Here is a 26,269-nt window from a genome sequence, read left to right as displayed (position 1 = left end):
TCAGAAATAGACCAAATGCAGTGTTTTCGTCAAAAAAATCTGTGATTTTAATCGATTAGCCCTTTTTCGAGAAAATAAGAGACGATCGCCTCTTTCATCAATACCGATTGCTCTCCGGCCTTAAGCGCGGGCAATTGTTCCTTGACTTTGTAATGCGGCCAACCGTCGCGATCCACAAAGTCGAATTCATAGAATCCGTACGGTTCAAGCAGACGGCAAATGGCGATGTGCATCAAATTGAGCTTTTCGTCCTTCTTGAATTTGTTGTGCACTTTGCCCAATTCCTGAACGCCGATCAAATAAATGATCCCATCCAGATCGAGGTCTTCTCCTTGTGAAAATCTATCCGACAGGAATTGCACGAGCTTTTCCCATCGTTCTTTAAGTTGTATATCGCGTGACATTATTTCTGGATTATGGCAAAGACGTTTGCTGGCTTTGCCTTATTTTAGCTGGCAAAATTAAACATTAAAGCGTTTGCCTGTGGCCTTTCTCGACATCATCCTGATCCTTTTGCTTTTCATCGGTACGTTCAAAGGCATGAAAAACGGTCTTTTTGTAGAATTCGCTTCACTCGTCGGATTGCTGATCGGACTTTGGGTAGCGTTGAAGTTTTCGGACGTGACACGCGATTTCTTCGGAAACCACCTCGGATCGAATCCAAAAACCGCTTACATTTTCGCATTCATCATCACGTTCCTGGCCGTCGTCGTGGGTATTTCGTTACTCGCCAAAGTGCTGACCAAGATCGCCGACTTTTCGGGATTGGGAATTTTCAACGCGATCGGAGGCGGATTGTTCGGATTCGTACGCACGCTTCTTGTCTTGAGTGTATTGCTCAACATCTTCGACAAAGTCAATATCATGGATTCACTCGCAAGCCAGGAAACGCTCGACAAATCGATTTTGTATCGTCCGTTGAAAGTGTCGGCCGAAATCGTCTATCCGTTCTTGAAAGAGGAATTACACGAGATCCGCATCAAAATGCCCGAAAAACAGTGATTATTTAAGCTCCTTGATCGCCGATTGGTCGATCCAGCCTTGGTTGCCGTCGAGAAGTTCGACTTTTTTCCATCCGTCAAGGCTTTCCAACACATAAACTTTCGTGCCTTCGTGTACGATGAACGCGTCCTGTGCCTCTTTTTGGGGTTCGCTTTTGGCGCTTGTGATCGATGCGAATACGATTGCCGGACGTTCCATATTATACGTGCTCTTCTCGAAAATCGTGGCGAACACGCTAAGTGCGATGGACAACAATGCCGCAAACATCGACACGAAAAATATGCGTTTGGCCAGCGTCGTTCCCGAAAAATAATAGCCGACGAACAACAAAAGCACCAAAAACGCGCCTGCGACCGCGAGTTTCGCCCAAGTGTTATAGTGCACTTGAGATGTGAAATCCTCGATCATTTTACGGAATCCGACTTTGGGCGTTTCCTTTACGTCGTCTATCTGAAGCTTATGCGCGAATTTGAGGTTGTTCGAGATTTCCTTGTCGTTCGGATTCAGCAAAAGCGCCTTCTCGTAATTGTAGATCGCCGGTGCGACGCGGTTGAGTTTGTAATACGCATTGCCAAGGTTAAAGTACAGTTCGGCCGATTCTTTTTTCGATTTCAAAACCGATTCGTAAGCGTCGGCCGCACCTTTGAAATCGCCTTTGCGATACAGCTCGTTCCCTTTGTCGAAGCCGTTTTGCGCCCAAAAAACCTGGGTGAGCAACAAGAATATGAAAACTGCTTTGTTCATGGTTTTAGCTGATCTGTTTTTCAAGGTCCGAGATGATCGCGGCCGCCTTTTCGTAATCGTGTTGTATAGCCGAACTCGACGATGGCGCGTAACGTGCGAACTCGCAATCCTCGGTCAATTTGATGAAATCGTTTACCGTTTCGTGTTGCGCGTTTCTCGAAAGCAACAATTCGCGTATGCGGTCTTTGCTCATTTCCGAAGTCTCGATCCCTAGTTTGGCCTTGAGGAAATTATGCAGCGCCTTTTCGAGCGAAATATAGAATTTCTCCTTGTTTGCGATGTTTTTGCGCGCTTCCGACAAATATTTCTTTGCCAAACGGCTCGACGTGCGCAACCTGTTTCCGGCCACGTCGCGATCTAACGCTTCTTTCTTGCGTCGTACAAGAATAATCAACGGAATCGCGAGGAAAGGCGCGACCAAAAGCCCGTAAAACATACCCGAACCGTAAAAATCGGCACGGTTTGTCGCGATGAGTTTCGTCTTGAGTTTGATGAACTTGAATTGGTCCGAAGCCGAAATATGCTGTTTCGCCGGTCCGTTTTGAGCTACCGCCTCTTCGCTTGAAGGCGTTCCCGGTCCGTCGAGCACTTTGATCATGATTTCCGCAGACGTGATCGTCTTGTATTTCGCGGTTTTGAGGTCGAAATACGAGAACGACATCGGCTTGATCGGATAACTGCCTTTATACGTCGGCACGATGGTGTACGTATCCGAAACTTTGCCCGCCATGCCCGAAAGCGGCGTGTTCACGTTTTCCTTGTGTACCGGATCGTACATTTCGAGCGCCGTCGGCACTACAGGCTTTGGCAAATCGAACAATTTGAGGTTGCCTTTACCCGAAACGCTTACCGTCAAATCGAGGCTTTCTCCGTTCTTGAGCAAGGTTTTGGATGGCTTGACACTGAAATCGAAACTTCCGACAGCACCCGAAAAATCATCGGGACGACCCGCTTCGGGAAGCGCTTTTACATTAATCGTTTTTACTCCGGCCGATACTTTTTTGGTATCCTGTACGATTTGCTGGCGTCCGAACCAATCCTGTCGGCCCGTCGGCACTTGAACGTCGAGGTCGAGCGCAAGCGGCTCTATTACGAGTTTCCCTGCCTTTTGCGGATACAAGACGGTTTTTCGCAACACCACGTAACGCATCGGCTCACCGTTGAACGTGCCTTGTTGGGCGACAAGTTGCTTGATGTCTATATTCTGGCTCCAAAAATCGTTGTATTTGGGCTTGTCGAGTTCGCGCCAGTTCGAGATTCCGATGTTATAACTCAAGTACAGCTTGTAAACGACGGTAATCGGTTCGTTGATATACGGATTTGTCTTCGAGATTTCGGCTACCAGATGGATCGCGTCGTCAACATCTACAGGCTCGGGTTCGCCCGGCATCCTCGGACGCTGGATGGCGTTGGTCACCGCTATTTTGACCGGATTCGTCTTATACGTTTGCCCATTGATTTCTATCGTCGCCGGACGGATGATCTGCGTGCCTTTCTGCGTCGGCATCAAAAAGTAGATGTAGCTCTTTTGGAACGAGCTTCTTCCGTTGACCCACGATTGGCTAACCGATTGGCTAGGTCCGCCCACGACTTTGAAACCTTCGAAATTCGGCGGAGTGAAGTTGTCGCCGTCGGCATTCATCACGAAATCGACGCGCATGGTTTCGTTAAGACCTACCGTCTGTCTCGAAACTTTGGCCTCGAACTGCACTTGGGCAAAAATCGCCTGTGTAAAAAGTAATAATATGAAAACGCTTTTCTTCATTCGTGTCGCAAAACTACCAATCCTTTTCATTACGCACAGGTTTTCCTTTCACCTCACGTCCTTTCACTTTGTCTTGTACTTTTTTCTCTTCGTGGTTCACGGCGTCTAGCAGATTTTCCATTCGCTGGCCTGAAATCCCGTTTCCTTGTTGGGGTTTCGGTCCTTGTTGTGGTTTGTTTCCGCCTTGCTGGTCTTGGTTCTGCTGATCGTTTTTCTTATCGTTTTTGCCGTCTTTGTTATCCTGCTTGTTCTTGTCTTTGTTGTCGTTGCCGTCCTTGTCCTTCTTATCCTTGTTTTTGTCCTTGTTCTTGTCTTTGTTCTTGTCGTTCGGCTTCGGCGGATTGTCCTTGAGCATTTTGCGCGCCAACGCATAATTGTAACGCGTCTGCTCGTCTTCGGGATTGTTGATCAGCGCATTTTTGTACGCATTCACCGCGCCTTGGTAATCCTTGATGTTCATGAGCACGTTGCCCATATTGTGCCAGGCTTTATGCTTTTCTTCTCGCGTCGTGGCGTTTTTGATCGCGTTTCCGAATGCATAACCCGCTTCCATTTGGTGTTTTTGCGTGTAAATGCTGTTTCCGAGGTTGTACGACGCGCTCGCTTTCTTCGGGAATTTCGATTGTGAAACGCGGTAGTCGGCTTCGGCATCGGCATAATTCTTTTCCGAAAAAGCCTCGTTGCCTTTCGGAAGGAACTTGTCTTTTTCTTTGGGCTCTTCCTGCGCAAAAGCAGACGCAAAAGCGAACACCAAAAGTCCGTATGTGAGTAGCTGCTTCATGATTTTTTTTCGTTGAACAGATTCATGCGCCCGATCCATTTGGTCTTTTTCTCCAAAAGGAAAATATCGATGGCCAGCAAAACGAACGCGATGCCGATAAACCATTGGAATTGCGAGTTGAAATCGGTGAACTGCTCGCTTTCGAATTCGTTGCGTTCTATGTTCTCGAGCGATTTTTTGACGTAATCGACGACTTCTTTCGTATTGTTCCCGTCCACATAACCTTTGCTGTTTTTTGAGATCGTCTTCAAGCTCTCGGAATTGCGCTTGGTGATGACTATTTCGCCGTTCGCGTCGCGCTTGAGCTCGGCAACCTGTCCGTTCCTTTTGATCGGGATCGGCCCGCCTTTTTCGGTTCCGATACCGATCGTGATGATCTTGATTCCGGCCTTTTTGGCTTCCTCGGCTACGTCTTCGGCATTTTCGCCGTGATCTTCGCCGTCCGAAATCATGATGATCATCTTGCTCGTCTGCTTGTCTTCTTCATCGAAATACGATGTCGACAATTTAATCGCTTCGTCGAGAGCCGTTCCTTGGGACGAAACCATATCGGTATCCATGCTTTGCAGGAACATTTTGGCCGCCGCATAATCGGATGTGATCGGCAAAACCGGAAAAGCGCTTCCCGCATAAGCCACGATTCCGACGCGATCGCCCGCCAATTGGTTGATGATTTGCGAAACGACCTGTTTGCTTTTGTCCAATCTGTTCGGAGCCACGTCTTCGCACAGCATACTTTTCGAAACGTCGACGGCGAACACGATGTCGATACCTTCGCGTTTCACGGTTTCGGTCTTCGTGCCGATTTTCGGATTCACCAATCCCAAAATCAAACTCGCCAGCGCCAACAGGAAAATCGAGAATTTTAGCGTTTGCTTGAACGTCGATTTTTCTGGCGCGAGCCTTTTTACCATTTCCAGATCGCCGAATTCCTTTTGTTTACGGCGTTTCCAATACAGATTGTATAGGAAAATCGCCGCGAGGACAGGAAGCGCGATGAGCAAATACAGATATTTCTTTTCGTCTAACTCGTACATGTCAAATAAAGCTGCGGAAAACGGTGTTTCTAAGCGCGATTTCGGCCAGCAGCAAAGCGGCCGCTAAAATAGCGAACGGACGGAATTTCTCGTCGTAATCGTAAAATTTAAGTTCCTCTATTTCGGTCGTCTCGAGTTTGTTGATCTCGTCGTAAATCTTTTTGAGGCTGTTCTTGCTCGTCGCGCGGAAATATTTGCCTCCGGTTTTCGCGGCGATGCTTTTCATGAGGTTCTCGTCTATCTCGACAGGCATCATCTTGAACAGGAAATCTCCGTTCGGCGTGATACTGTACGGGAATTCGGCCATGCCTTTGGTTCCGATGCCGATCGTGTACACTTTGATGCCGTATTCTTTGGCGATGTCCGACGCGGTTTCGGGTTCGATGAATCCTGTGTTGTTCACGCCGTCGGTCATCAAAATGATGATCTTGCTTTTGGCTTTGCTGTCTTTGATGCGGTTCACGGCCGTGGCCAATCCCATGCCTATTGCGGTTCCGTCCTTGAGCACGTTGTCGTATTTGACCGATGCGATCGCGCGTTCCACAATGGCCTTATCGCTCGTAACGGGCGTTTTGGTGTACGCTTCTGCCGCATAAACGACAAGTCCGATGCGGTCGTTAGGTCGTCCGTCGACGAAATTCTCGGCTACGTCTTTGAGCGCTTCCATACGGTTCGGACGCAAATCGCGAGCGAGCATACTGGCCGAAACGTCGATCGCCATGACGATGTCGATTCCTTTGGTGGTTTTCGTCTTGCTGCTCACATCGACGGTCCTCGGACGCGCCAAAGCGACGATCATCGCGCTCAAGGCAAGCAACCTCAGCACGAAAAGCATCGGTTTTATTTTGGCAAGCAATGAAGTCGATGTGCCGAATCCTTTTAGCGAACTGATCTTGAGTGTCGCCGTTTGGTTTTTGCGTTTGAAAATATACCACGCCGCCAAAACCGGAATCAGCAGAAACAGCCAGAAAAAACCCGGGTTCATGAATGTTACGCCTTCCATCATTGCATCACTTGTTTAAGTTCGACGGAATTCAGGATGCGGTCGGCCATTTGTTTGGCATATTGGTCGTCTTCGCGGTACATGAGCACGATTTGCTGCAAACCGTTTTGCTGGCCGAAAACGAGCATTTGGTACACGAGCTTTACATCTTCTCCTTTTGCGTTTTTGCGCGAGAACGTGCCGTATGCTTTTCGTCCTTCAAGGCCTTTGCCCGTTTGGTATTCCTCTTGTTTTACGATCATGTTGCGCGCGCCCATCTGTTCGACTACCGCAATCGAACCTTCGATCGATTTAGACAAGTCGATCTGTACTTCGCTCTTATAACTCAACGTGGCCACGCTGATGTAGAAATCATCTACCATCGAACCGTACACGAATGTCTGGTAATCCTTAAGCAACGCGATCACTTCTTTCGGGAACAGTTTTTCGGCGTCGATGCGCTTTAATACTTTCGGGGTTTCGATCACGATGGCCGGATTGCCGTATTCGCTGTTCACCCATTCGCCTTCGACAAGGTCTTTGGTCGGATGCCCGATGATGTTGTCTTTCACGTAATCGAACCCTTTGGTCATCACGAAATAGACGGTCGTCGCAAAAAGTAACAAAAACACGACACCAACGGTCAACAGGATGCGGTTGCGTTTTTGGCGGTTGAGCATTTTGCGCCGTTGCAATTCGCGGAAAGCCTCGGTTTCTTCGTCTTCCTCTTCTTTCGGCACCGATTTGTCGATGACCACGATCACTTTTTCGATTTTCTCCTTATCGCCTTCAATCTCGAAATCGAGCGGACGCGACTTAGCGAATTTGACCAGATCGGCGGTTTTGAGCACGCGTTCCAAATTTTCGAAAGTTTCCTGGTTCACCGGCATTTTCTTGTTCGAAGCGGCTTCGCGCAAGGCGACGATGAGTTCGGATGTCGTCGATTCCATAGCCGGGATGTGCACGACTTCTTCGATATATGTTCGGGCGATATCGGTCAGTTCCGAATAATAATCCTTGACTTCACCTCTTTGCACCAATTGCTTTTTCTCGAGATTTGAAAGAAGCGCGGTCGCTTTTTCGATCGGCGTTTTATAAATGACTTCCTCGGTCTTCTTCTTTTGGAATTTCTTGACGAGAGCGTAAGTGAGATAGCCCAATCCACCGATTATCGCCAGAACGATCAGTATGTAAACCCACATCGGGATACCGATCGACTCTGCGGCCATGATCGGTTTGATGTCGTACATTTTCTGCTTGAGCGTATCGACCGCGACCGCACCGACTTCAACATTTAAACTGTCCGAATAGAACGGTTTGTTGTCGATCAGGATCGGAAGTCGCGGCAATTTATACTTGCCCGAATCGAACTGCGTGAGCCCGTATTTTTTGACGAGTTCGTATCGGTTGTCTTTCTTGACCGTATCCACGACATACGAACGGATGACTTCAAGCGGCCCGAAATGGTTGCCGTGCGGGAAAACGACGGTTTCGGTAGTATCGGCTTTCACGCGCAAGGTCAGGTTGAACTGCGCACCTATTTTATTTTTGGTCGTATCGATGCTCGTTTCCACGCGTTTCTGGGAAACCCCGAACGTAGAAATGAGCAGCAACGCGATGTAGAGGATTTTTTTCATCTAAGTCCTGGATTTGAAATAGCCCAGCAGTTTGGTCACGTAGCTTTCGTCGACGCGCGTATTCACGACGCCGGCACCACATTTTGAGAACGTTTCCTTGAAATATTTGACTTTGTCGTGATAGTACTTTTCGTAATCCGTGCGGACCGATTTCGAACCTGTGTTGACCAATCGTTGCTCACCCGTTTCGGCATCGAGCATCGGCACCATTCCAAGATTCGGAAGTTTCTCTTCTCTCGGATCATAGACGCGAATGCCTGTGATGTCGTGCTTTTTGGACGCGATTTTCAAGACGAATTCGTAATCGGGCGCCATGAAATCGGAAATCAGGAACACGATCGCTTTCTTTTTTTGTACCGAAGACAGGAATTTCAACGCCTGGGCGATGTCGGTCTTGTTGCTTTTCGGCTTGAATTCGATGAGTTCGCGTATGATGCGCAACACGTGCGATTTTCCTTTCTTCGGCGGAATGTACAATTCGATCTGGTCAGAAAACAGCACCAATCCGATCTTGTCGTTGTTCTGTGTGGCCGAAAATGCCATCGTCGCGGCGATTTCGGTCACGATCTCGTCCTTGAACTGGTTTTTCGATCCGAAACTTTCCGAACCCGAAACATCGACCATAAGCATCATCGTGAGCTCGCGTTCTTCCTCGAACACTTTTACGAAAGGCTCGTTGTAGCGCGCCGTAACGTTCCAATCGATCGCACGCACGTCGTCACCGAATTGGTATTGGCGCACCTCGCTGAACGTCATACCGCGGCCTTTGAAAGACGTGTGGTATTCGCCCGAGAAGATGTGATCGCTTAACCTTCGGGTCTTGATTTCGATTTTGCGGACTTTTTTGAGAAGTTCCTTGGTATCCATTGCTCGCGTATTTCCAATGACAAACGACAGCAACATCCGCTACTGCCTTTTGTCATTGCCTTTTTTATTAAGGTACTTCGACTTCGTTGACGATCTTATTGATGATGTCTACCGAAGTGATGTTCTCGGCTTCAGCTTCGTACGTCACTCCGATTCTGTGGCGCAACACATCGTGAACGACCGCGCGAACGTCTTCTGGAATCACGTAACCGCGACGCTTGATGAACGCGTAACACTTGGCGGCAGTCGCCAAATTGATGCTTCCGCGCGGAGACGATCCGAAACTGATCAATGGTTTAAGGCTTTCGAGTTTGTATTTCTCTGGGAAACGCGTCGCGAAAATGATGTCGAGGATGTATTTCTCGATTTTCTCGTCCATATAGACTTCGCGAACGGCCGCCTGGGCGCGCAAAATTTGGTCTACGGAAACGACTTGGTTCACTTTCTCGAATCCGCCTTTAAGGTTTTGACGGATCACGTGACGCTCTTCTTCCATTTTCGGGTAATCGATGACGGTCTTGAGCATGAAACGGTCAACCTGTGCTTCAGGAAGCGGATACGTTCCTTCTTGTTCGATAGGGTTTTGTGTCGCAAGTACCAAGAATGGCTTGTCGAGCTTGAACGTCGTATCGCCGATGGTCACCTGTTTTTCCTGCATCGCCTCGAGCAAAGCCGACTGCACTTTCGCCGGCGCACGGTTAATCTCGTCGGCAAGCACGAAATTTGCGAAAATAGGACCTTTCTTGATCGAGAAATCGTTGGCTTTGATGTTGTAGATCATGGTTCCGACCACGTCTGCCGGAAGCAAATCCGGAGTAAACTGTATACGGCTGAAAGAACCGTGAACGGCCTGAGAGAGCGTGTTGATCGCCAAAGTTTTTGCCAATCCGGGAACACCTTCGAGCAAAATGTGACCTTGGCCCAACAATCCGATGAGCAATCGCTCCGTCATGTGCTTTTGTCCTACGATGACCTTTCCTATCTCTAACATCAGAAGGTCGATAAAAGCGCTTTCCCTCTCTATTTTTTCATTGATCGCCCGAATGTCTAATGCGGCGCTGGTGTCTTCCATTTTGAGAAAAATTTAGTTAAATGCTTGTTCAGTGAAAATTACGTCGCAAGGTGAAAATTTCTTGCAATTTGAATTGTTAACGGCTCGTTAAAAAAACTTTGAAAGCCCTGCAATTAAGGATGAATTGTGATTTTGTTTTTATAATTTTAAGACCACAAATAAACATTCCTTGAAAACAAGATTATCTCCCATAATTTCGGGCACCATGAACTGGGGCGCCTGGGATAAAAAGCTCTCTGCCGAGGAAATGGCGCATACCATACATATCTGCCTCGAGAACGGAATCACGACTTTCGACCACGCCGACATTTACGGCGGTTACACGACCGAGGCCGAGTTTGGCGAAGGTTTCAAGAAAAGCCGCTTGTCGCGCGAAAGCATACAGCTGATTTCGAAGTGCGGCATCCAGCACGTGACCGGAAACCGCAGCAACCGCATCAAGCATTACGATTACAGCAAGGATTACATCATTTGGTCGGTAGAAAATTCGCTCAAGAACCTTCAGACCGATTATCTGGATGTGTTGCTTTTGCATCGTCCGAGTCCGTTGATGGTCGCCGATGAGATTGCCGAAGCGATAACCAAGCTGCAATCTGAAGGAAAAATCGTCGATTTTGGATTGTCGAATTTCACGTCTTCCCAAACCGATCTGATCCAGCAAAAAATCAAAGTTTCATATAACCAGATCCAGTTTTCGGCTTCGTATTTCACGCCAATGCTCGATGGCAGCCTCGACCACATGCAGGTTCACGGCATCCGTCCGATGGCTTGGAATCCGCTGGGCAATGTATTCCGCGAAGATTCCGAGCAGACGCGCTGGCTCAAACGTCTTTTGGCTTCTTTGGTTCAGAAATACGATGTGGGCGCCGACGTCTTGCTTTTGGCGTGGATTTTACGTCATCCGGCAGGCATCATCCCGATTGCCGGAACGGTAAACGTGGCGCGCATCCAACAACTCATGAAAGCCACCAAAATCGAGATGGAACTCGAGGATTGGTTCGCGATCTGGACGGAAAGCATGGGCGATAAAGTACCGTGATTTCAGAAAGAAATAGCAAAAATCTGACAGTCGAAATGGAATTCCAAAATCTGATCAAAAAAGCCTACGAAGCTTTCAATTCGCGAGATATCGATGCGGCGCTTTCGACGTTTCATCCCGATGTGGAATGGCCAAAAGCGTTTGAAGGCGGCTATGTTTCCGGACATGAAGAAATCCGCAACTATTGGACAAGACAATGGGCGGAAATCGATCCGACAGTTGATCCGACAGGCGTTTTACAAAGACCGAACGGAACTTGGGAAGTCGCCGTCCACCAAATAGTCAAGGATCTCGAAGGAAATGAAATGTTCAACGGCACGGTAAAGCACATTTATCTTACCCAGGACGAATTGTTAAGAAAAATGGATATCGAACTCGAATAGTAAATGAAAACAATCCTAATCACCGGAGCAACCAGCGGAATTGGCCGCGCCTGCGCCCGAATCTTCGCCAAAAACAACTTCAAGGTCATCATTTGTGGACGACGCGATGACCGGCTTGCCGAATTGCAGGACGAACTTTCGCAACGCACTGAAGTCCATACGTTGCTTTTTGACGTGAGCAAGAAAAAAGCCGTGGCCGAAGCGATTGCGTCTTTACCCGAAAACTTCGCCCACATTGACATTTTGATCAACAACGCGGGTAATGCGCATGGTTTGGATCCGATCCAGAACGGCGATATCGAAGATTGGGACCAAATGATCGACATCAATGTGAAAGGTTTGCTTTATGTGTCGAAAGCCGTGATTCCGGGTATGGTCGACCGGAGAAAAGGCCACATCATCAACATCGGATCGATTGCGGGCAAAGAAGTGTACACGAACGGAAACGTGTATTGCGCGACCAAACACGCCGTGGATGCGCTCACGAAATCGATGCTCCTCGACCTGAATCCTTACGGTATCAAAGTCGGTGCAATCCATCCGGGAATGGTTGAAACCGAATTTTCTGAAGTTAGGTTCAAAGGCGATACACAGCGTGCAGCCAACGTATACCAAGGTCTGACACCGCTTTCTCCCGATGATGTCGCCGACACGATCCATTTTGTGGTGTCGCGTCCGTACCATATCAATATTTCCGATTTGGTGATTTTACCGACGGCTCAAGCGAGTGCGACGGTCGTGAATCGGAATTGATTTCGCAAGATAATAGACGGATAGATGATAGACTCAGTTTACGGTAAATTCAAATTTTGTCTTCATTCAGATAACAATGATCAATAAACAAGATCTATAAGATGAACTCGTACGGAAGACACAGGAAAGTCTATCATCTATCCGTCTATTATCTTTCGTCTTAAACCGAAATTTAACGCAAACAAAACCTAAGATTCGTTAAGTTGCGAAATGATTAACAAACGCCTCTTGATCAAAAACCTGCTCGCACACAACGACGAAAGCAGTTTTTATGACAAAAAGCGTCAGTTGAATCTGCACACCAAAGAAGGTAAGGCGAAGTTTCTCAAGCACATTTGCGCGCTTTCGAATTCGAATCCGAACAACAATTCGTATATCGTCGTGGGCGTTGAAGACCAGGACAACCAGATCGTCGGCGATGACTTTTTCGACGACAGCCGCATCCAGAATCTGGTCAACGCGTTTCTTGAAAATCCGCCGCGGATACAATACGAGAACGTACCTTTCCCAAATTTGCCAAAAGACAAAGTCGTCGGACTCGTTACGATTCGTCCGAAAACCAAGACTTCTTTCTTCAAGAAAAACATTTACACGATTCCGATGAACACGGTTTTTGTGCGCGTCGGAAGCAATTCGATGCCCGTCGATGGCGAAATCGAAAAAAGTTTCGCCAATACGCAGATCGTGATCGACATCGAGAACAGTTCGCGAAATTCGATCGGCTATACATTGGATGGCGTTATGGATTTCATGCAGAACCGACATCGCGACATCTCGCCAAAATACAAGGTCTTTAAAGAACTCTTCGTGATTTGTTGGGCTGGAACTAAACGCAAGATCCGCGAGCAGACTTTCTTTTCGCGCGTCGATATCGAACTCATCAACGAACAGGTCAAGTTGTTCTATTCGGCTCTAGACGACGTGACGATCGAATACGACGACGATTCGTTTACGATTACCGAATTCGTGCCTTTGGGCTTGAACGATCGCACGAGCTATTATCCGTTAGAAACGCAGACGATCCGGTTTTACGACAACGGATATTACAAGATTGACAGGCAATTCTTGTTCGAGCCGCCTCAGTTCAATCGGAAAATGTTGCATCACATCTACAATTCCAATCTTTCGCTGATCGACAAGATGAGCAAAGGCGTCGCACTTTCAGGTCGTGAACAGCGCGATCTTGAAAATTTGTCGTCCACGCTGATGATTTGCTACCTTAACGGATTCGACGAGGCCAAACAGAAACTCATAGACGCCAAAACGTTGCTCAAATCCCAACCCAATGCGGGCGTTTATCTGTCTTTTAAAGAAGCAATGCGGGTTCTGCGCAAAATGAAATACGACGTACAATAGAAATAAGCCGGAATGACCGGCTTACTTCGTTTTCAGGGTAACTGTTTTGGCAACTATATCTTGAAGACTCGTAGCCGATATCACAAAAAAGAGAAACGACAATGGCCAAAAGGCGATACTTATGAATTTGAACAACGTTCGCACCATCAAGGTCAATCTATCGGGCGCAACTTGGGTTTGGGCGTCTACGGTGACGATACCCATGACGAGCTTACCCGCGGTCTTTCCTTGATTGAACAAATCAAAAATCAGGAAGTAAAGCGGAATTACCAGCAAGGACAGACGGATCGTGATGTCGAATTCCTGACCCATAAAGCTAAAATTCCCCATGTGATAGGACGAAAACCAATCCTTCACTACAAAATTGACACTTGTCGTCGCAATGATATCGATCAAAAAAGCGACCATTCTCGAACCTTTCGTTTGTTTCATATCATAAATATTCAAGTTCCAAATACACGTAACCCTTGCTGTCGATCGGATAGCGACCTTTTTTAATCGCCGCCTGTTTCCCTTTGACAGTGGCTTTTGACGAATTCGTAACATCCAGATACGTCGCGCCTTGCCAATTCGTTTTGCCGTCGTACAGCAGATCGGATACAAGCACCGCATTTCCGGCCGACCCGCGATTTTGTCCCGTCCACATATCGTATGTGCGTTTCGGTACGACGGAACACGGCACCGTCGGGCTGATTACAAACGGCCCACCGCAACACACATAAACCGTCGTGGAAACGCTGACGACCAAAATAGAGACCGAGATGTTGAAATCACTGCAGGCGACCGAATCGCCTCCGTCAATCGGCGTTACAGGTGTCCTGTCTTGTTGGGCTGAACAATAATTCCCGAACATAAATGTGGCGAGCAAAAAGAAAAAAAGTTTTTTCATGGCTTTAAAAATTAAAATTGAACAATATGTATAAGAGCTTTCGCTAGAGGTTAAAATTCAGAATTTTAAACGTTTACGCGATACAGAAAATCTGTAAAAAATGTTAAAATCGAAATCAAGCCCAAAGCATCGTCTTAAATTAATCCAAGCGCTTTCAAGGCATTGCGTATTTTTGCAACCGATATGAACAGAACATTAGTAATCGGCGACATACACGGCGGACTTCGCGCTTTGGAACAAGTGTTTGAAAGAGCCGACGTCTCTACAGACGACAAATTGATTTTCCTCGGCGATTACGTCGACGGCTGGAGCGAATCGCCCCAAGTGCTCGATTACCTGATGGCGCTTTCCCAAACCCACGAATGCATTTTCCTGCGCGGCAACCATGACGACCTGCTTATGGAATGGCTGCGTGGGAAAGAGAACAAATTGTGGCACCAGCACGGAGGCGAGGCGACGATTCTCGCTTATTCCATATTGCCCGAAACCATTAAGGAACATCATATCGCTTTTCTGGATTCGCTGCGGAATTATTATCTCGACGGCCAAAAACGGCTTTTCGTGCATGCGGGTTTCACGAATCTGCACGGCGTCGATTACGAATACTATCCGCGGTTGCTGTTTTGGGAACGCACACTTTGGGAAACCGCTTTGGCGCTCGATCCGAAGATTGGGCCTGACCATATTTTATATCCCAAGCGATTTACGGTTTATAACGAGATCTATATCGGACATACTCCCGTTACGAGAATAGACGAAACGACGCCACAGAATCGCGCGAACGTTTGGAATATCGATACGGGAGCGGCTTTCAAGGGCAAACTTTCGGTGCTCGACATCGAAACCAAGCAGTTTTGGCAAAGTGATTGCTTGCCCGATCTGTATCCGAACGAAATCGGGAGAAACAAATAACCTTCACATGAAAAAACTATTTATCGCCGCGCTGGTCCTGTTCGCGGTTTCGGCTTCGGCCCAAAAACACGAAATCAAATGGAATATCGGCAATACGATTTTGCACGCATCGGTAGAGGTCGGATATGAATATCTGATCGACAACCATCAATCGGTCGGAGCTGAATTGCTGTTCAACGACGTCTACAATCTGCGCATCGGAAGACAAGCCAAAGACTTCGACACGAACAGTTTCAAGGTCGCCTACAACTATTACACGGGCGAACGCAACAACGAATTCGTGATTTCGCCTTTTATCCAAGCGCGCGTCGGCGAATATCAGGAATACAGCGACAGCGAGAAAATCGACATGGACAGCTTTATCGTCGGGATCGGCGGCGGATACAAATGGAATATCAACGACAAGTTCGTGTTCGGGCCGTATTTCACGATCGGACGCAACTTTAGCGAAGAAGTCAACGACGAGTTCAATACGCCTGTGGAATTCGGCGTCGGATTTGGGATCGGTTACCGGTTTTAGATTCCTCAGGTCCGAGCATCAACAAACAAAAAATCCCGCCATTGAGACGGGATTTTTTTATGGATTATTGCCTTTTTATAAGGGTGTAAGCTCGAATGTGAGATTTTGCGGAATCACATGACACGGATTTTCGGTCACCTGAAAAGCATTCGAAATGAATGTAACGTAACCCGATTTCTGTACCGTAATCGTATAAATCCCGGTTCTTTCCCAAGCGCCCGCAAACGTTGCCGGATCGCTAGCCGGAACCAGTTCCAGAAGTTCGCTGTACGAACCGTCTTCGGCCGTTACGGAAACACCGTCTGAAAGATATTCGCCCGTAACCGCATCTTTGACCTTGACATTGAGACCTGCGACGGCTTCTTCGGAACAATTGTCCACTTCGATCACGTCGTCATCGTCTTCACACGTCGCGGCCATGAGCAGCGGGAAAAAGCACAAAATCAAAATCAATTTTCTCATAACAAGGGTTTTGCCCAAATATACGATTATAGGTCGAATTTGATGCCTTGCGCCAACGGCAATTTCGTCGTGTAATTGATGGTATTCGTTTGGCGTCTCATGTAGATTTTCCAAGCGTCAGAACCCGATTCGCGACCGCCTCCGGTTTCTTTTTCGCCTCCGAAAGCACCTCCGATTTCTGCTCCCGAAGTTCCGATGTTCACGTTCGCGATACCGCAATCCGATCCGGCTACCGAAAGGAAACGCTCTGCTTCTCTCAAGTTATTGGTCATGATCGCCGATGAAAGTCCCTGCGCGACACCGTTCTGTACATCGATCGCGTTTTCCACTTCTCCCGAATATTTGAGCAAGTACAAAATCGGCGCGAATGTTTCGTGCTGTACGATTTCATAAGAATTGTCGGCCTCGGCGATTGCGGGCTTCACATAGCATCCGCTCTCGTAGCCTTCGCCTGAAAGGACGCCGCCTTCAACGAGGATTTTCCCGCCTTCCTTGACGACTTTTTCAAGCGCCGCTTCGTACATGCGAACCGCATCTTTGTCGATAAGCGGCCCGACGTGGTTATTCTGATCTAGTGGGTTTCCGATGCGCAATTGGCCGTAAGCCGAAACGATCGCATCTTTCACCTTTTCGTACATACTTTCGTGGATGATAAGGCGACGCGTAGACGTACAGCGCTGTCCGGCAGTTCCAACGGCTCCGAAAACCGCTCCGATGACGGTCATTTTGACGTCGGCGTCCGGAGTTACGATGATCGCATTGTTTCCGCCAAGTTCCAAAAGCGATTTCCCGAGTCTTTCGGCAACCGTTTTGGCAACGATTTTACCCATACGCGTGGAGCCAGTGGCCGAAACCAAAGGAACTCGGGTGTCTTTCGACAAAAGTTCGCCTATGGTGTAATCGCCGTTGATCAGACATGAAATGCCTTCCGGAAGATTGTTTTCCTTCAAGACTTCGGCGATGATATTTTGGCAGGCGATTCCGCAAATCGGCGTCTTTTCGGACGGTTTCCAAACGCAGACGTCTCCACAGATCCAAGCCAAAGCCGTATTCCATGACCAAACCGCTACCGGGAAGTTGAACGCCGAAATGATCCCGACGATTCCCAATGAATGATATTGCTCGTACATTCTGTGTCCGGGACGTTCCGAATGCATCGTAAGTCCGTGCAATTGGCGCGAAAGTCCGACGGCGAAATCGCAGATGTCGATCATTTCCTGTACTTCTCCGTAACCTTCCTGGAGCGATTTTCCCATTTCGTACGAAACGAGTTTTCCAAGCGCTTCTTTGTGTTTGCGCAATTTTTCACCGAACTGGCGCACGATTTCACCTCGTTGCGGAGCCGGCATCATCCTGAACGTCTTGAACGCTTCCTGCGCAGACGCCATGACTTTTTCGTAATCTTCTTTGGTTGATTGACGAACTTTTGCGATAAGTTGTCCGTCTACAGGCGAATAACTTTCGAGGATTTCTCCCGAAGCGAAGTTCTGGGTTCCGGTAGAAGTTCCGTCGTTTATGTCTTTGATGCCCAATTGGTCAAGGGCTTGTTTGATGCCGAATGTATCGATAGCTGTTTCCATAATTTGAAAATTTGGTGCAAATATATCGTTTTCGGATTTGTTCGACATTCGTTGTCCGTTAATCGTTGTTCAACATTCATTAAAAATTAGATTCCGACGAAGGAGGAATCTGAGCCAATACTTTTATAGGATACTATTCCGAAACGTAACGAGGATCAGTTTCCATCACCGTCCCGCATTTATCGCAAGTGCGCAATTCCTCGGAGTTATAAAAATGCTTGTAATGCGGTAGGAAATCTTTTTCTATATCGTGCAGTTCGAAATACACCTCGTGCAGTTTGTGGTTGCAGTTCTCGCAAAACCAAAGCAGTCCGTCGGTAAAGCCTTTGCCTGCGCGAACCCTTTCTATCACAAGTCCGATGGAATTCGCCGAACGCACCGGTGAATGCGGTGTTTTGGCCGGATGCAGATACATTTCACCCGCGTTGAGTTCCATTTCACGACGTTGGCCTTCGTCTTGCACGATGACTTTTATCGATCCTTCGAGTTGGTAGAAAAGTTCCTCCGTTTCGTTATAATGGTAATCCTTTCGCGCATTCGGGCCCACGACGACCATGACGATATAATCTTGTGACAGCGGATAGATGTTCTTGTTCCCGACGGGCGGTTTGAGCAAATGACGGTTCTCGTCTATCCATTTATTGAGGTTGAAAGGTGGTGTGATGGGCATGACTGGGATGATTTTTCGGATGATAAATAATGGACGGATAGATGATAGACCGTGTGGTATAAAATTACGCAATTTCTTTAGATGGATATGGGTTTCCTAAAACTGGTCTATCGATTTTCTATGCGCCCATTATCTATCGTTCGGGTCATCTTTTCCCTTAATAAAAAACGGACCGATGAATTTCACCAGTCCGTCTATTATCTATCGATCTACTCTCTTTTCGTCTTATTTCACTTCCTTAATCAAATACACATACACCGGAAAGTGGTCGCTAAAGCCTGGCTCGGAAGTCGAATTACGCAACGGATATCCTTTGTACTGTCCCGAAGTCTGGATCAGGAACGATTTGTTGTAGATGCCCGCTTTCCAATATTTCCAGCCTTTGGCATCGGGCTTGCAGAAACCTTCGGAAACCATGATCTGGTCGAAGATGTCGCCCGCATCGCGGTAAAACAAAGTCGCTTCGCCGTTTTTCTGCATTTGCTCGAACGGATTGTAGATGTCGCCTTGCTTCAATTCTTCTTTCTTGAGTTTAGCACCGATTCCTTGTTTGACGCTCTTGTTGTAAGGGCCGTCGTTCAAGTCGCCCATCGTGATGATTTTGGCGTTCGGGTTGATCTTTATTAAGGAGTCGATGATTTTTCTATTCAAACGACCTGCTGCCTCGCGGAAAGGACTCGACTTTTTCTCGCCACCCGAGCGCGATGGCCAGTGGTTGACGATGATATGCACTTCTTCACCTTCGAGCAAACCGGTCACGAGCAATTGGTCGCGGGTGTAGACGCGTTTGTCGGGTCCGGCGGTTGCGGCGGCGTTGTCGTCTTCGCTTTTGTCTTCTTTGTCGTCCTTGTCGGCTTTTTTGCCTTCATCGGTCGTGATCAACAACGGGATGTTCTTGTAACTGGTCGGTTTGAAGTATTTCTTCTGATAAAGAAGACCGACGTCAATCCCACGCTTATCTGGTGAATCGAAATGTACGACGCCATAGTCTTTGCCGATCATTTGGTAATTCTTGACCAAATCCTCAAGCACGCCTCTGTTCTCGATTTCGGAACAGCCGATAATCACCGGAGATTCCTTCTGTTTGTCGTTGGTTCCGATCTGCGGAAGCACGCGCCCTAAATTGTCGAGTTTCTTCTTGTACTTTTTCTGCGTCCAGCCCTTTGCCGGCAAGTATTCTTCGTCGTTGTTCGGTCCGTTGATGGTATCGAACAGGTTTTCCAAGTTGTAGAAAGCGACCGTATGCACTTTATACTGTTTTTCCTGTGATTTGACCGAGGTTATTGCGAATAACACAATGAAAGCGGCCATGAATTTTCTAATCGTCATAAATCGAATATTAATTTAAAGTCAAGTTTTGAACAAAACTCGGGCCAAAAGTAAATAATATTATTAAAAGCAGTACATTTGCCCGCTTTAAGTTTTTATTAAGACTCTGACACTGAATTAATTTTAATTTTTTATATGAGAAAACTTGTCCTTAGCGTCCTACTCTCTTTGCAGGCGCTTATCGCATTTTCACAAGCGCCGACCGGAGTGACCGGTAAGGTCGTGGATGCAAAATCGCAACGCCCGATGCCCAATGTCGTGGTGGCTGTGATGAACACCAATCTCACTGAACTCACTGACCAAAATGGTGTCTTCTCTTTCAAGCAAGACGTCGCTGCAGGCGAACAGATGGTTCAAATCAAAAGTACCGGATACAAAGACCAGATCGTTCCGGTAACAATCGTACAAGGGCAAGTCCTTGACATCGGGACTGTAGCTTTGGAAGAGGATATTTCTTCTGAACAGCAGCTCAGCTTGATCACGATCACCGAAAATGACCTTGGTGACGACAACAGCGGTTCTGAAAACACCGCCGGATTGCTTCAGGCGACTCGCGATGCTTTCCAACAGGCTGCGGCCTTCAACTGGGGACAGGCGCGTTTCCGCATCAGAGGTTTGGACAACGAATACGGTGTGACCATGATCAATGGTGTGACCATGAACAAAATATACGACGGACGTCCGCAGTGGAGCAACTGGGGTGGTTTGAACGATGCTACGCGTAACCAGGAATTCACCATGGGTACTGCCGCATCCGATTACACTTTCGGAAGCATCCTCGGAACACAGGAAATCAACACAAGAGCTTCGATTTTCCGTCCTGGAACCCGCGTTTCTTTCTCGGGAACCAACACAAATTACAGCTGGAGAGCAATGGGAACACACGCTTCTGGCATGAGCAAAAATGGATGGGCTTACGTAGTGTCAGGTTCACGCCGTTGGGCTCAGGAAGGTTACTTCGAAGGAACGGATTACGACGCGTTCTCTTTGTTCGCAAGTGTCGAGAAACGTTTCAACGAGCACCACTCTTTGAACTTCACATCGATTTACGCTCAGAACAGCCGCGGGAAAAACTCTCCGAACACGGCAGAGGTTACGAATCTTGCAGGCGAAAAATACAACTCGTATTGGGGTTGGCAGAACGGAGAAAAGCGCAACTCACGCGACAAAGACGTAGAAGAGCCGATCAACATGCTTTCCCACTACTGGAAATTCAACGACAAGAGCAGCTTGCAGACCAACGTGGCTTTCCAAACAGGAAGCGTAGGAAACAGCCGTCTTGACTATCAGGATGCACGTAATCCAGACCCAACATATTACAGAAACCTTCCGAGCTACTTCACTTCAACGTATTTGAACGGAGTATTCGTAGGAAACCAAGAGCCGTACACGACGTATGCACAGAACGCTACGTTCCGCACGAATCGCCAAATCGACTGGGATTTCTTGTACTATGCCAACCAGCACACAGAAGACGGAAACTCGGTTTACGTTCTTTACGAAGACCGTACGGACGATACGCAATGGACAGCGAACTCTATCTTCACTTCTCAACTTTCAGAGAACGTAGCGATGAACGCTGGTGCGTCTTTCCGTCATTTGAAATCGCACAACTTCCAGAACTTGCTCGACCTCATGGGTGGTAATTTCTACCGCGACATCGATCCGTTCGGAGAAGGCGACCAAGAACAATCAGACTTGAACAACCCGAACCGCATCGTTGGCGAAGGTGATACTTTCGGATACAACTACAACCTTACGGCTACCGTTGCCGACGCGTTCACGCAATTCAAGTTCGCTTACAAGAGCGTCGATTTCTACATGGCGCAGAATTTCACGCGCTCTGAATACCAACGCGAAGGTTTGTACCGCAACGGATATTATGCGAACGACTCTTTCGGGAAAAGCAAGTCGATCGTATTCGAAAACTTCGGATTCAAAGGTGGTTTGACTTACAAAATCACAGGTCAGCATTACCTTGTTTTCAACGGATTGTACATGACCAAAGCGCCTACGATGCGCAACGTGTTCCCGAACGCCCGTTTGAACAACTTCATCATGGAAGATGCCGTAGACGAGAGAATCGTGAGCGCCGATGGTAGCTACGTGATCCGCACACCGAAATTGAAAGCGCGTCTTACAGGTTATTTCGCGAAAGTGAAAGACGCAACGGAAACGTCGTTCTTCTTTGCCGAAGGCGTTTTCGAAGATACAGACGGAACTGGTGACAACACCGATGCTTTCGTAGCCGAAACGGTAACGCACCTCGACAAGAAATACATGGGTGGAGAACTTGGTTTGGAGTACCAAATCACACCGACCATCAAAATCTTGGGTAGTGCCGCTTACGGACAATACACGTACGACAACAATCCTATCGTTTTCTTGAACCAGGATGCTGCCGCTACTGCCGAAAACCCGAACCCGCTTATCGCTTACGGTGCTTCGCGCATGAAAGATTACAAATTACCGGGAACGCCACAACAGGCTTACTCACTTGGTTTGGAATACCGCGACCCGCATTTCTGGTGGATCGGTGCCAACGGAAACTACTTGGCCGACAATTATCTTGACGTGTCTCCTATCTTGCGTACGGACAATTTCTTCCGCGATCCGCAAACAGGCGAATCGTTCATCAACATCGACCAGAATCGTGCACGCCAATTGTTGAAACAAGAAAAATTCGACAACTTCTTCCTTTTGAACCTTACAGGCGGAAAGTCTTGGAGAATCGACGGAAAGACATTCGGTTTCTTCGCGAGTATCAACAACCTTTTGGACGAATCATACAAAACAGGAGGTTTCGAACAGGCGCGTAACGCCAACTACCGCGAGCTTGATCGCGATTTGGCTAGCGGAACTCCAGCGTTCGGCCCTAAATATTTCTACGGATACGGAAGGACTTATTTCGTTAACTTGTATATCCAATTCTAATAGCTATGAAAATGAAAATGTTTAAACTTTTTGGATTTGCTTTCGCTTCGGCTGCATTGCTTTCGAGCTGTGTAAGCGATGACGATACAGAACTTGCGAACTACACACCGACATTGGCCGGAACGGACTTCGAAGTTGGATTGTATGACGGAGACGCACTAGAAATACAAGGCTGGCAAAACTACGCCGAAGCCGGTGACATGCCTTGGAAATCCCAGTATTACGGAGATAACAATTATGCCGAGTTTACTGCTTACGAGCCAATCGCAGAAGACAGGGATCCGGTCAATATCGGATGGCTTATATCTCCCGCTGTAAACATGGACACGTATACGGGCGAGGTGCTGTCTTTCCAGATTTCTCAAAGCTACGTTACGAACGCGGCCAATACGTTTCAAGTGTTGATTTCTACCGATTACGACGGAAACGAGGCCAATATCACTTCGGCTACATGGACGCCGCTTCCGGCAAATGTTCCGGGTACGAGCGCTACGTATTTCGAATTCCAGGATTCGGGCGACATCGATCTTTCGGGTTATACGGGAACCGTTCATATCGCGTTCAAAGTGGTCGGTTCAGGAACCAATCCGAACCTTGACGGAGGTTATCAAATCGACAACGTGAAAATCACTTACCAAAATTAATCTGCTATGAAATCCATTATAAAAATATCAGGATTGTTGTTGCTTTCGATCGGTCTTTTCACAGGCTGTGTGAATGACGACGATTATTCGGCCCCGCAAAACGAATGTGTTGATCCGGGACTTACAGCGAACAAATCGGTTGCCGATGTGAAATTGGCAGCTACCTCGACTCCGGTAGAATACATGGCCGACGACATCATCGAAGGCTATGTGACTTCGAACGATGAAAAAGGAAACTTCTACAAGACGGTTTATTTGCAAACGCTTTCTACAGACGGCAGCCTTCCTATCGGATTCAGCCTTCCGCTCGACCTTACGACTTCGTTCGGTGAAGGTTTCTATCCTGGACGCAAAGTCTACATCAAACTGAAAGGGCTTCACACGGCTATCGTAGACGGCATCCTTTCAATCGGAGGCATTTACCAGCCAAACCCTAACGAGCCAGCCGAGATCGGACGTCTTAATGAAACAGAGTGGAAGAATTTCGTGTTCTTGAGCTGTGACGAAGTAGCCGAATCTCAATTGGTGACAGCGGTAAACTTCACCAATCTCTTCCAGAACCAATACCAAGGTTTGTTGGTCGATATCCAAAGTGTTCAGTTCGCCGACAGTTCACTAGGAAGAAAATTCTACGATGTCGATTCGGGCGGCGGTGCTACAAACCACTTGATCGAAAGCGCTACACTTCCGCAAACAGGCGGACAGGAATTCATCCGCTTCAGCAGTTTCGCATCATTCGCAGGCCAAATGGTTCCTGAAGGAAGCGGAACGATCCGTGGCGTTTTGACCAAATATCAGGATGATTTCCAATTCTTGGTACGTTCGCAAAGCGACCTTCATTTAGATGGGCCTCGCGTCGATCCTTATCCTGCGGTAGGCGGTAGTGCAATCGTATATTCCGGATCTTTCACCGAGAATTTCGAAAGTTATTCTGCCGGTTCGAATACAACTGGCCAGTACATCTTCCCGAAATACATCAACGATGCCGTCGTGGGTTCACGTTATTGGAGAGTGCGCTCTAACGGTACTCCGGTGAACAAATTCATCCAGATGACTTCGTTTGGCGGAACTCCCGAAAACAACCGTACGCTTTTCATCGTACCTGTCGATATGACTGCGGCCAATACATTTAAATTTGACTCACGTGCTTCGTTTCTTGTAACGGGTCATAATTCGCTGAAAGTATATTATAGCATGGATTATATTCCTGGTTCAGATATTACCGATGCTACATTGGTGAATATTACTTCGAATTTCTCGATCTCCACAGGAACAACATCGACTGGCGCCTTTACTCCAAGTGGAACGTATAATATTCCGTCGAATTTGACCGGAAACGGATATTTCATCTTCGAGTACATCGGATCAGGCATTTCAGATCCTGCCTTTACTACCAATATGGATCTCGACAACATCGTCGTTAACTAAGGTTCATACATAAAATTAAAAGCGGGTCATTCGATCCGCTTTTTTTATTTGTACTGGTCTGGTTTATCTTTCTTCCGCAAGGCTTCTTAAACGACTTTTTACCGAATCTAGGGATTTTGAGCCATCAAATTGCTTCTGACGACACCATTACTCCAAAAAAGGAGTTTGTTGGTTTAAAGGCTCCATTTCAAGCCAGAAAGCCATTCAATTGAACTCATACAGATTTATTGAATCGCGTTCGATTTGTAACACGCTTCCCGAATCAACATCAAAATCATCTGCAATAAGATTGGGATCGTGAAAAAGTATTTCTCCATCCGAATGAATTAAAGCTAGTCCTGCAACTTCCGATATAACCACAAAGCAATTTCGGGTCTCCCAAAAAACCATCTTGCTCTTCACCACATTCAAATCTCCTGTACTTATTGTGCGCTCCAGAACAGCTTCTGAATCCGCAATCTTATAGATGGCGATTTCATATTGGCCTTCCTCACCTTCATCTACCTCAAACGGATAAATCGCTATTGCAACCCGATCATTTCCCATCCAACAGGCGGCGCGGTTCTCATGCTCCCAATGCCCGATCGAAATGTCCTGTATTCGGCCGTTTGACAGAAAATCGTCGATGTCATAAACGCGATAATTGTCGCTCGAACCCCAAGCCCATCCTGTACTCAGAAACCTCTTTTGATCGTTCGAAACCGATAACGCCCCGTAGAAATAGTCATATGGCGGCGGCCACGGAAGACTTCGTGAAAAATCGTTTTTATAGAATTCCCGATATCGTTGTTCTGCGTTTTGTTCGATCAACGATTTTTCTGCCGTCAAGATTTGTCTCGTTTTCAAATCCATGATCTGGATATGGTTCCAATCGTTTGGATAAATCACATGGAAATGTTCATCCTTTTCGAAAAACGTGAGCGGAAACTTCGAGATATCGGCATGGTAATCCTTTCGGAAAAGGTTCAACACTTGACGGTCCGATTCGATAAATACGAGTCCGTTACGGCCAAAGTCATTGACTACCGCGACCGCACCGTACTGCGCATAAATACTTGACTTGGCCTTGCAATCAAAACCGCCGTCCTCAAACGCAAACGCTGTTGTCGCAGAAAACAAATGATGGAATTGCTTCGTCGATTTTATATAACGGTACACTTTACCGCTTTCCGTTAGAAAAACCACTTGTCCGGCTGTGTCGAATCCGGCAGCTGCAATGGTTCCATCTGCTATTTCTATCCTGTGTCTAATTTCTAGTTTCATACTTTAATCATATTGAAATTGCGGACTCTCGATGCATTTTCTTGCCCAATCTACTTGTTGTGGATATGCTATCAAAAAAATAGAGCCGGAATAAATCCAGCTCTATTGTATGAAATCTTATATGTACTTACTGCTTCACGATAAGGAACTCGCTTCGCCTGTTCTGGGCGTGCTGCTCCTCGCTGCACGGCTCGCACTGCACCTTAGGCTCGCTCTCCCC

General features: G+C 47.3%; 26 protein-coding genes. 10 read left to right on the top strand and 16 right to left on the bottom strand.

The genetic code is table 11. The features are described from left to right. Positions 1 to 47 precede the first annotated feature (47 nt). On the bottom strand, positions 48 to 404 hold the full coding sequence (locus HZF10_RS10205) for a hypothetical protein (protein ID WP_176006108.1): 357 nt from the start codon (positions 402 to 404) through the stop codon (positions 48 to 50). A 79-nt stretch (positions 405 to 483) separates the two neighbouring features. On the opposite strand from HZF10_RS10205, the gene HZF10_RS10200 reads away from it, so the two are divergent. Next, a complete protein-coding gene (locus HZF10_RS10200; RefSeq protein WP_179235272.1) occupies positions 484 to 1,002 on the top strand; it encodes a CvpA family protein in 519 nt (172 codons plus the stop codon). Here HZF10_RS10200 and HZF10_RS10195 read toward each other — a convergent pair whose 3' ends face one another. The 8 genes from HZF10_RS10195 to HZF10_RS10160 form a co-directional block, all read right to left on the bottom strand. Next, positions 1,003 to 1,746 carry a tetratricopeptide repeat protein gene (locus HZF10_RS10195; protein ID WP_176006106.1) on the bottom strand — a complete coding sequence of 248 codons (744 nt, stop codon included), beginning with the start codon at positions 1,744 to 1,746 and terminating at the stop codon, positions 1,003 to 1,005. It abuts the gene before it with no gap. Positions 1,747 to 1,750: 4 nt separating this feature from the next. After that, complete coding sequence (locus tag HZF10_RS10190; RefSeq protein ID WP_176006445.1) at positions 1,751 to 3,511, bottom strand: BatD family protein; 1,761 nt, start codon at positions 3,509 to 3,511, stop codon at positions 1,751 to 1,753. A gap of 13 nt (positions 3,512 to 3,524) precedes the next feature. Next, positions 3,525 to 4,292: a tetratricopeptide repeat protein gene (locus HZF10_RS10185; RefSeq protein ID WP_176006105.1), complete on the bottom strand. Its 768-nt coding sequence runs from the start codon at positions 4,290 to 4,292 to the stop codon at positions 3,525 to 3,527. Next, entirely contained in the window at positions 4,289 to 5,329 is a 1,041-nt protein-coding gene (locus tag HZF10_RS10180; protein WP_176006104.1) for a vWA domain-containing protein, read from the bottom strand. Before HZF10_RS10180 ends, HZF10_RS10185 begins: the two co-directional genes overlap by 4 nt. A gap of 1 nt (position 5,330) precedes the next feature. Beyond that, the gene (locus HZF10_RS10175; RefSeq protein ID WP_176006444.1) at positions 5,331 to 6,332 is read right to left on the bottom strand and encodes a vWA domain-containing protein; all 1,002 of its coding nucleotides are present in this window, start codon (positions 6,330 to 6,332) and stop codon (positions 5,331 to 5,333) included. Beyond that, positions 6,332 to 7,948 carry a hypothetical protein gene (locus tag HZF10_RS10170; RefSeq protein ID WP_176006103.1) on the bottom strand — a complete coding sequence of 539 codons (1,617 nt, stop codon included), beginning with the start codon at positions 7,946 to 7,948 and terminating at the stop codon, positions 6,332 to 6,334. The genes HZF10_RS10175 and HZF10_RS10170 overlap by 1 nt, the downstream gene beginning before the upstream one ends. Then, positions 7,949 to 8,815, bottom strand: a complete 867-nt coding sequence (locus HZF10_RS10165; protein ID WP_176006102.1) for a DUF58 domain-containing protein — start codon at positions 8,813 to 8,815, stop codon at positions 7,949 to 7,951. Positions 8,816 to 8,882: 67 nt separating this feature from the next. Beyond that, positions 8,883 to 9,887: an AAA family ATPase gene (locus HZF10_RS10160; protein WP_176006101.1), complete on the bottom strand. Its 1,005-nt coding sequence runs from the start codon at positions 9,885 to 9,887 to the stop codon at positions 8,883 to 8,885. Positions 9,888 to 10,056: 169 nt separating this feature from the next. Here HZF10_RS10160 and HZF10_RS10155 point away from each other — a divergent pair, with 169 nt between their 5' ends. The 4 genes from HZF10_RS10155 to HZF10_RS10140 all read left to right on the top strand — a co-directional run bounded on the left by HZF10_RS10155 (position 10,057) and on the right by HZF10_RS10140 (position 13,418). After that, a complete protein-coding gene (locus HZF10_RS10155; protein WP_176006100.1) occupies positions 10,057 to 10,926 on the top strand; it encodes an aldo/keto reductase in 870 nt (289 codons plus the stop codon). A gap of 35 nt (positions 10,927 to 10,961) precedes the next feature. Beyond that, positions 10,962 to 11,309 carry a nuclear transport factor 2 family protein gene (locus tag HZF10_RS10150; protein WP_176006099.1) on the top strand — a complete coding sequence of 116 codons (348 nt, stop codon included), beginning with the start codon at positions 10,962 to 10,964 and terminating at the stop codon, positions 11,307 to 11,309. A 3-nt stretch (positions 11,310 to 11,312) separates the two neighbouring features. Further along, positions 11,313 to 12,062, top strand: a complete 750-nt coding sequence (locus tag HZF10_RS10145) for an SDR family NAD(P)-dependent oxidoreductase (protein WP_176006098.1) — start codon at positions 11,313 to 11,315, stop codon at positions 12,060 to 12,062. A 210-nt stretch (positions 12,063 to 12,272) separates the two neighbouring features. After that, positions 12,273 to 13,418 carry an ATP-binding protein gene (locus HZF10_RS10140; RefSeq protein ID WP_176006097.1) on the top strand — a complete coding sequence of 382 codons (1,146 nt, stop codon included), beginning with the start codon at positions 12,273 to 12,275 and terminating at the stop codon, positions 13,416 to 13,418. Between the two features lie 21 nt (positions 13,419 to 13,439). Here HZF10_RS10140 and HZF10_RS10135 read toward each other — a convergent pair whose 3' ends face one another. Beyond that, positions 13,440 to 13,850, bottom strand: a complete 411-nt coding sequence (locus tag HZF10_RS10135) for an RDD family protein (RefSeq protein ID WP_176006096.1) — start codon at positions 13,848 to 13,850, stop codon at positions 13,440 to 13,442. Between the two features lies 1 nt (position 13,851). Further along, a complete protein-coding gene (locus HZF10_RS10130; RefSeq protein WP_176006095.1) occupies positions 13,852 to 14,307 on the bottom strand; it encodes a hypothetical protein in 456 nt (151 codons plus the stop codon). A 183-nt stretch (positions 14,308 to 14,490) separates the two neighbouring features. Between HZF10_RS10130 and HZF10_RS10125 the strand changes: the two genes are divergently transcribed. Both HZF10_RS10125 and HZF10_RS10120 read left to right on the top strand, forming a co-directional pair. After that, complete coding sequence (locus HZF10_RS10125; protein WP_176006094.1) at positions 14,491 to 15,219, top strand: metallophosphoesterase family protein; 729 nt, start codon at positions 14,491 to 14,493, stop codon at positions 15,217 to 15,219. Between the two features lie 7 nt (positions 15,220 to 15,226). After that, positions 15,227 to 15,739 carry a DUF3575 domain-containing protein gene (locus tag HZF10_RS10120; protein ID WP_176006093.1) on the top strand — a complete coding sequence of 171 codons (513 nt, stop codon included), beginning with the start codon at positions 15,227 to 15,229 and terminating at the stop codon, positions 15,737 to 15,739. A 75-nt stretch (positions 15,740 to 15,814) separates the two neighbouring features. Here the strand turns inward: HZF10_RS10120 and HZF10_RS10115 are convergent, their stop codons facing one another. The 4 genes from HZF10_RS10115 to HZF10_RS10100 all read right to left on the bottom strand — a co-directional run bounded on the left by HZF10_RS10115 (position 15,815) and on the right by HZF10_RS10100 (position 19,780). Next, positions 15,815 to 16,201, bottom strand: coding sequence for a carboxypeptidase-like regulatory domain-containing protein (locus HZF10_RS10115; protein ID WP_176006092.1), 387 nt, complete (start codon positions 16,199 to 16,201; stop codon positions 15,815 to 15,817). Between the two features lie 26 nt (positions 16,202 to 16,227). Continuing rightward, positions 16,228 to 17,781 (bottom strand): L-piperidine-6-carboxylate dehydrogenase, encoded by a 1,554-nt coding sequence (gene amaB, locus HZF10_RS10110; protein WP_176006091.1) that lies wholly within the window; start codon positions 17,779 to 17,781, stop codon positions 16,228 to 16,230. 133 nt (positions 17,782 to 17,914) lie between these two features. Continuing rightward, positions 17,915 to 18,451, bottom strand: coding sequence for a 3-hydroxyanthranilate 3,4-dioxygenase (locus HZF10_RS10105; RefSeq protein WP_176006090.1), 537 nt, complete (start codon positions 18,449 to 18,451; stop codon positions 17,915 to 17,917). Between the two features lie 225 nt (positions 18,452 to 18,676). Further along, complete coding sequence (locus tag HZF10_RS10100) at positions 18,677 to 19,780, bottom strand: endonuclease/exonuclease/phosphatase family protein (protein WP_176006089.1); 1,104 nt, start codon at positions 19,778 to 19,780, stop codon at positions 18,677 to 18,679. Between the two features lie 135 nt (positions 19,781 to 19,915). Here HZF10_RS10100 and HZF10_RS10095 point away from each other — a divergent pair, with 135 nt between their 5' ends. The 3 genes from HZF10_RS10095 to HZF10_RS10085 are packed head-to-tail and all read left to right on the top strand — an operon-like array spanning position 19,916 to position 24,786. After that, on the top strand, positions 19,916 to 22,714 hold the full coding sequence (locus HZF10_RS10095; protein WP_176006088.1) for a TonB-dependent receptor: 2,799 nt from the start codon (positions 19,916 to 19,918) through the stop codon (positions 22,712 to 22,714). Positions 22,715 to 22,731: 17 nt separating this feature from the next. Next, on the top strand, positions 22,732 to 23,358 hold the full coding sequence (locus HZF10_RS10090) for a choice-of-anchor J domain-containing protein (RefSeq protein WP_176006087.1): 627 nt from the start codon (positions 22,732 to 22,734) through the stop codon (positions 23,356 to 23,358). A gap of 6 nt (positions 23,359 to 23,364) precedes the next feature. Then, positions 23,365 to 24,786, top strand: coding sequence for a DUF5689 domain-containing protein (locus HZF10_RS10085; protein WP_176006086.1), 1,422 nt, complete (start codon positions 23,365 to 23,367; stop codon positions 24,784 to 24,786). A 204-nt stretch (positions 24,787 to 24,990) separates the two neighbouring features. Here the strand turns inward: HZF10_RS10085 and HZF10_RS10080 are convergent, their stop codons facing one another. Next, positions 24,991 to 26,049, bottom strand: coding sequence for a hypothetical protein (locus HZF10_RS10080; protein WP_176006085.1), 1,059 nt, complete (start codon positions 26,047 to 26,049; stop codon positions 24,991 to 24,993). Between the last annotated feature and the right edge of the window lie 220 nt (positions 26,050 to 26,269).

Source organism: Flavobacterium agri, assembly GCF_013401995.1.
Lineage (GTDB): Bacteria > Bacteroidota > Bacteroidia > Flavobacteriales > Flavobacteriaceae > Flavobacterium > Flavobacterium agri.
This window is presented reverse-complemented; position numbering and strand designations above follow the sequence as displayed.

Excerpts from the sequence above, each read along its gene's own strand:
- HZF10_RS10205 (WP_176006108.1), bottom strand. The coding sequence starts at position 404 with ATGTCACGCGATATACAACTTAAAGAACGATGGGAAAAGCTCGTGCAA.
- HZF10_RS10195 (WP_176006106.1), bottom strand. The coding sequence starts at position 1,746 with ATGAACAAAGCAGTTTTCATATTCTTGTTGCTCACCCAGGTTTTTTGG.
- HZF10_RS10190 (WP_176006445.1), bottom strand. The coding sequence starts at position 3,511 with ATGAAGAAAAGCGTTTTCATATTATTACTTTTTACACAGGCGATTTTT.
- HZF10_RS10185 (WP_176006105.1), bottom strand. The coding sequence starts at position 4,292 with ATGAAGCAGCTACTCACATACGGACTTTTGGTGTTCGCTTTTGCGTCT.
- HZF10_RS10180 (WP_176006104.1), bottom strand. The coding sequence starts at position 5,329 with ATGTACGAGTTAGACGAAAAGAAATATCTGTATTTGCTCATCGCGCTT.
- HZF10_RS10175 (WP_176006444.1), bottom strand. The coding sequence starts at position 6,332 with ATGGAAGGCGTAACATTCATGAACCCGGGTTTTTTCTGGCTGTTTCTG.
- HZF10_RS10170 (WP_176006103.1), bottom strand. The coding sequence starts at position 7,948 with ATGAAAAAAATCCTCTACATCGCGTTGCTGCTCATTTCTACGTTCGGG.
- HZF10_RS10165 (WP_176006102.1), bottom strand. The coding sequence starts at position 8,815 with ATGGATACCAAGGAACTTCTCAAAAAAGTCCGCAAAATCGAAATCAAG.
- HZF10_RS10160 (WP_176006101.1), bottom strand. The coding sequence starts at position 9,887 with ATGGAAGACACCAGCGCCGCATTAGACATTCGGGCGATCAATGAAAAA.
- HZF10_RS10150 (WP_176006099.1), top strand. The coding sequence starts at position 10,962 with ATGGAATTCCAAAATCTGATCAAAAAAGCCTACGAAGCTTTCAATTCG.
- HZF10_RS10145 (WP_176006098.1), top strand. The coding sequence starts at position 11,313 with ATGAAAACAATCCTAATCACCGGAGCAACCAGCGGAATTGGCCGCGCC.
- HZF10_RS10140 (WP_176006097.1), top strand. The coding sequence starts at position 12,273 with ATGATTAACAAACGCCTCTTGATCAAAAACCTGCTCGCACACAACGAC.
- HZF10_RS10135 (WP_176006096.1), bottom strand. The coding sequence starts at position 13,850 with ATGAAACAAACGAAAGGTTCGAGAATGGTCGCTTTTTTGATCGATATC.
- HZF10_RS10130 (WP_176006095.1), bottom strand. The coding sequence starts at position 14,307 with ATGAAAAAACTTTTTTTCTTTTTGCTCGCCACATTTATGTTCGGGAAT.
- HZF10_RS10125 (WP_176006094.1), top strand. The coding sequence starts at position 14,491 with ATGAACAGAACATTAGTAATCGGCGACATACACGGCGGACTTCGCGCT.
- HZF10_RS10120 (WP_176006093.1), top strand. The coding sequence starts at position 15,227 with ATGAAAAAACTATTTATCGCCGCGCTGGTCCTGTTCGCGGTTTCGGCT.
- HZF10_RS10115 (WP_176006092.1), bottom strand. The coding sequence starts at position 16,201 with ATGAGAAAATTGATTTTGATTTTGTGCTTTTTCCCGCTGCTCATGGCC.
- amaB (WP_176006091.1), bottom strand. The coding sequence starts at position 17,781 with ATGGAAACAGCTATCGATACATTCGGCATCAAACAAGCCCTTGACCAA.
- HZF10_RS10105 (WP_176006090.1), bottom strand. The coding sequence starts at position 18,451 with ATGCCCATCACACCACCTTTCAACCTCAATAAATGGATAGACGAGAAC.
- HZF10_RS10100 (WP_176006089.1), bottom strand. The coding sequence starts at position 19,780 with ATGACGATTAGAAAATTCATGGCCGCTTTCATTGTGTTATTCGCAATA.
- HZF10_RS10095 (WP_176006088.1), top strand. The coding sequence starts at position 19,916 with ATGAGAAAACTTGTCCTTAGCGTCCTACTCTCTTTGCAGGCGCTTATC.
- HZF10_RS10090 (WP_176006087.1), top strand. The coding sequence starts at position 22,732 with ATGTTTAAACTTTTTGGATTTGCTTTCGCTTCGGCTGCATTGCTTTCG.
- HZF10_RS10085 (WP_176006086.1), top strand. The coding sequence starts at position 23,365 with ATGAAATCCATTATAAAAATATCAGGATTGTTGTTGCTTTCGATCGGT.
- HZF10_RS10080 (WP_176006085.1), bottom strand. The coding sequence starts at position 26,049 with ATGAAACTAGAAATTAGACACAGGATAGAAATAGCAGATGGAACCATT.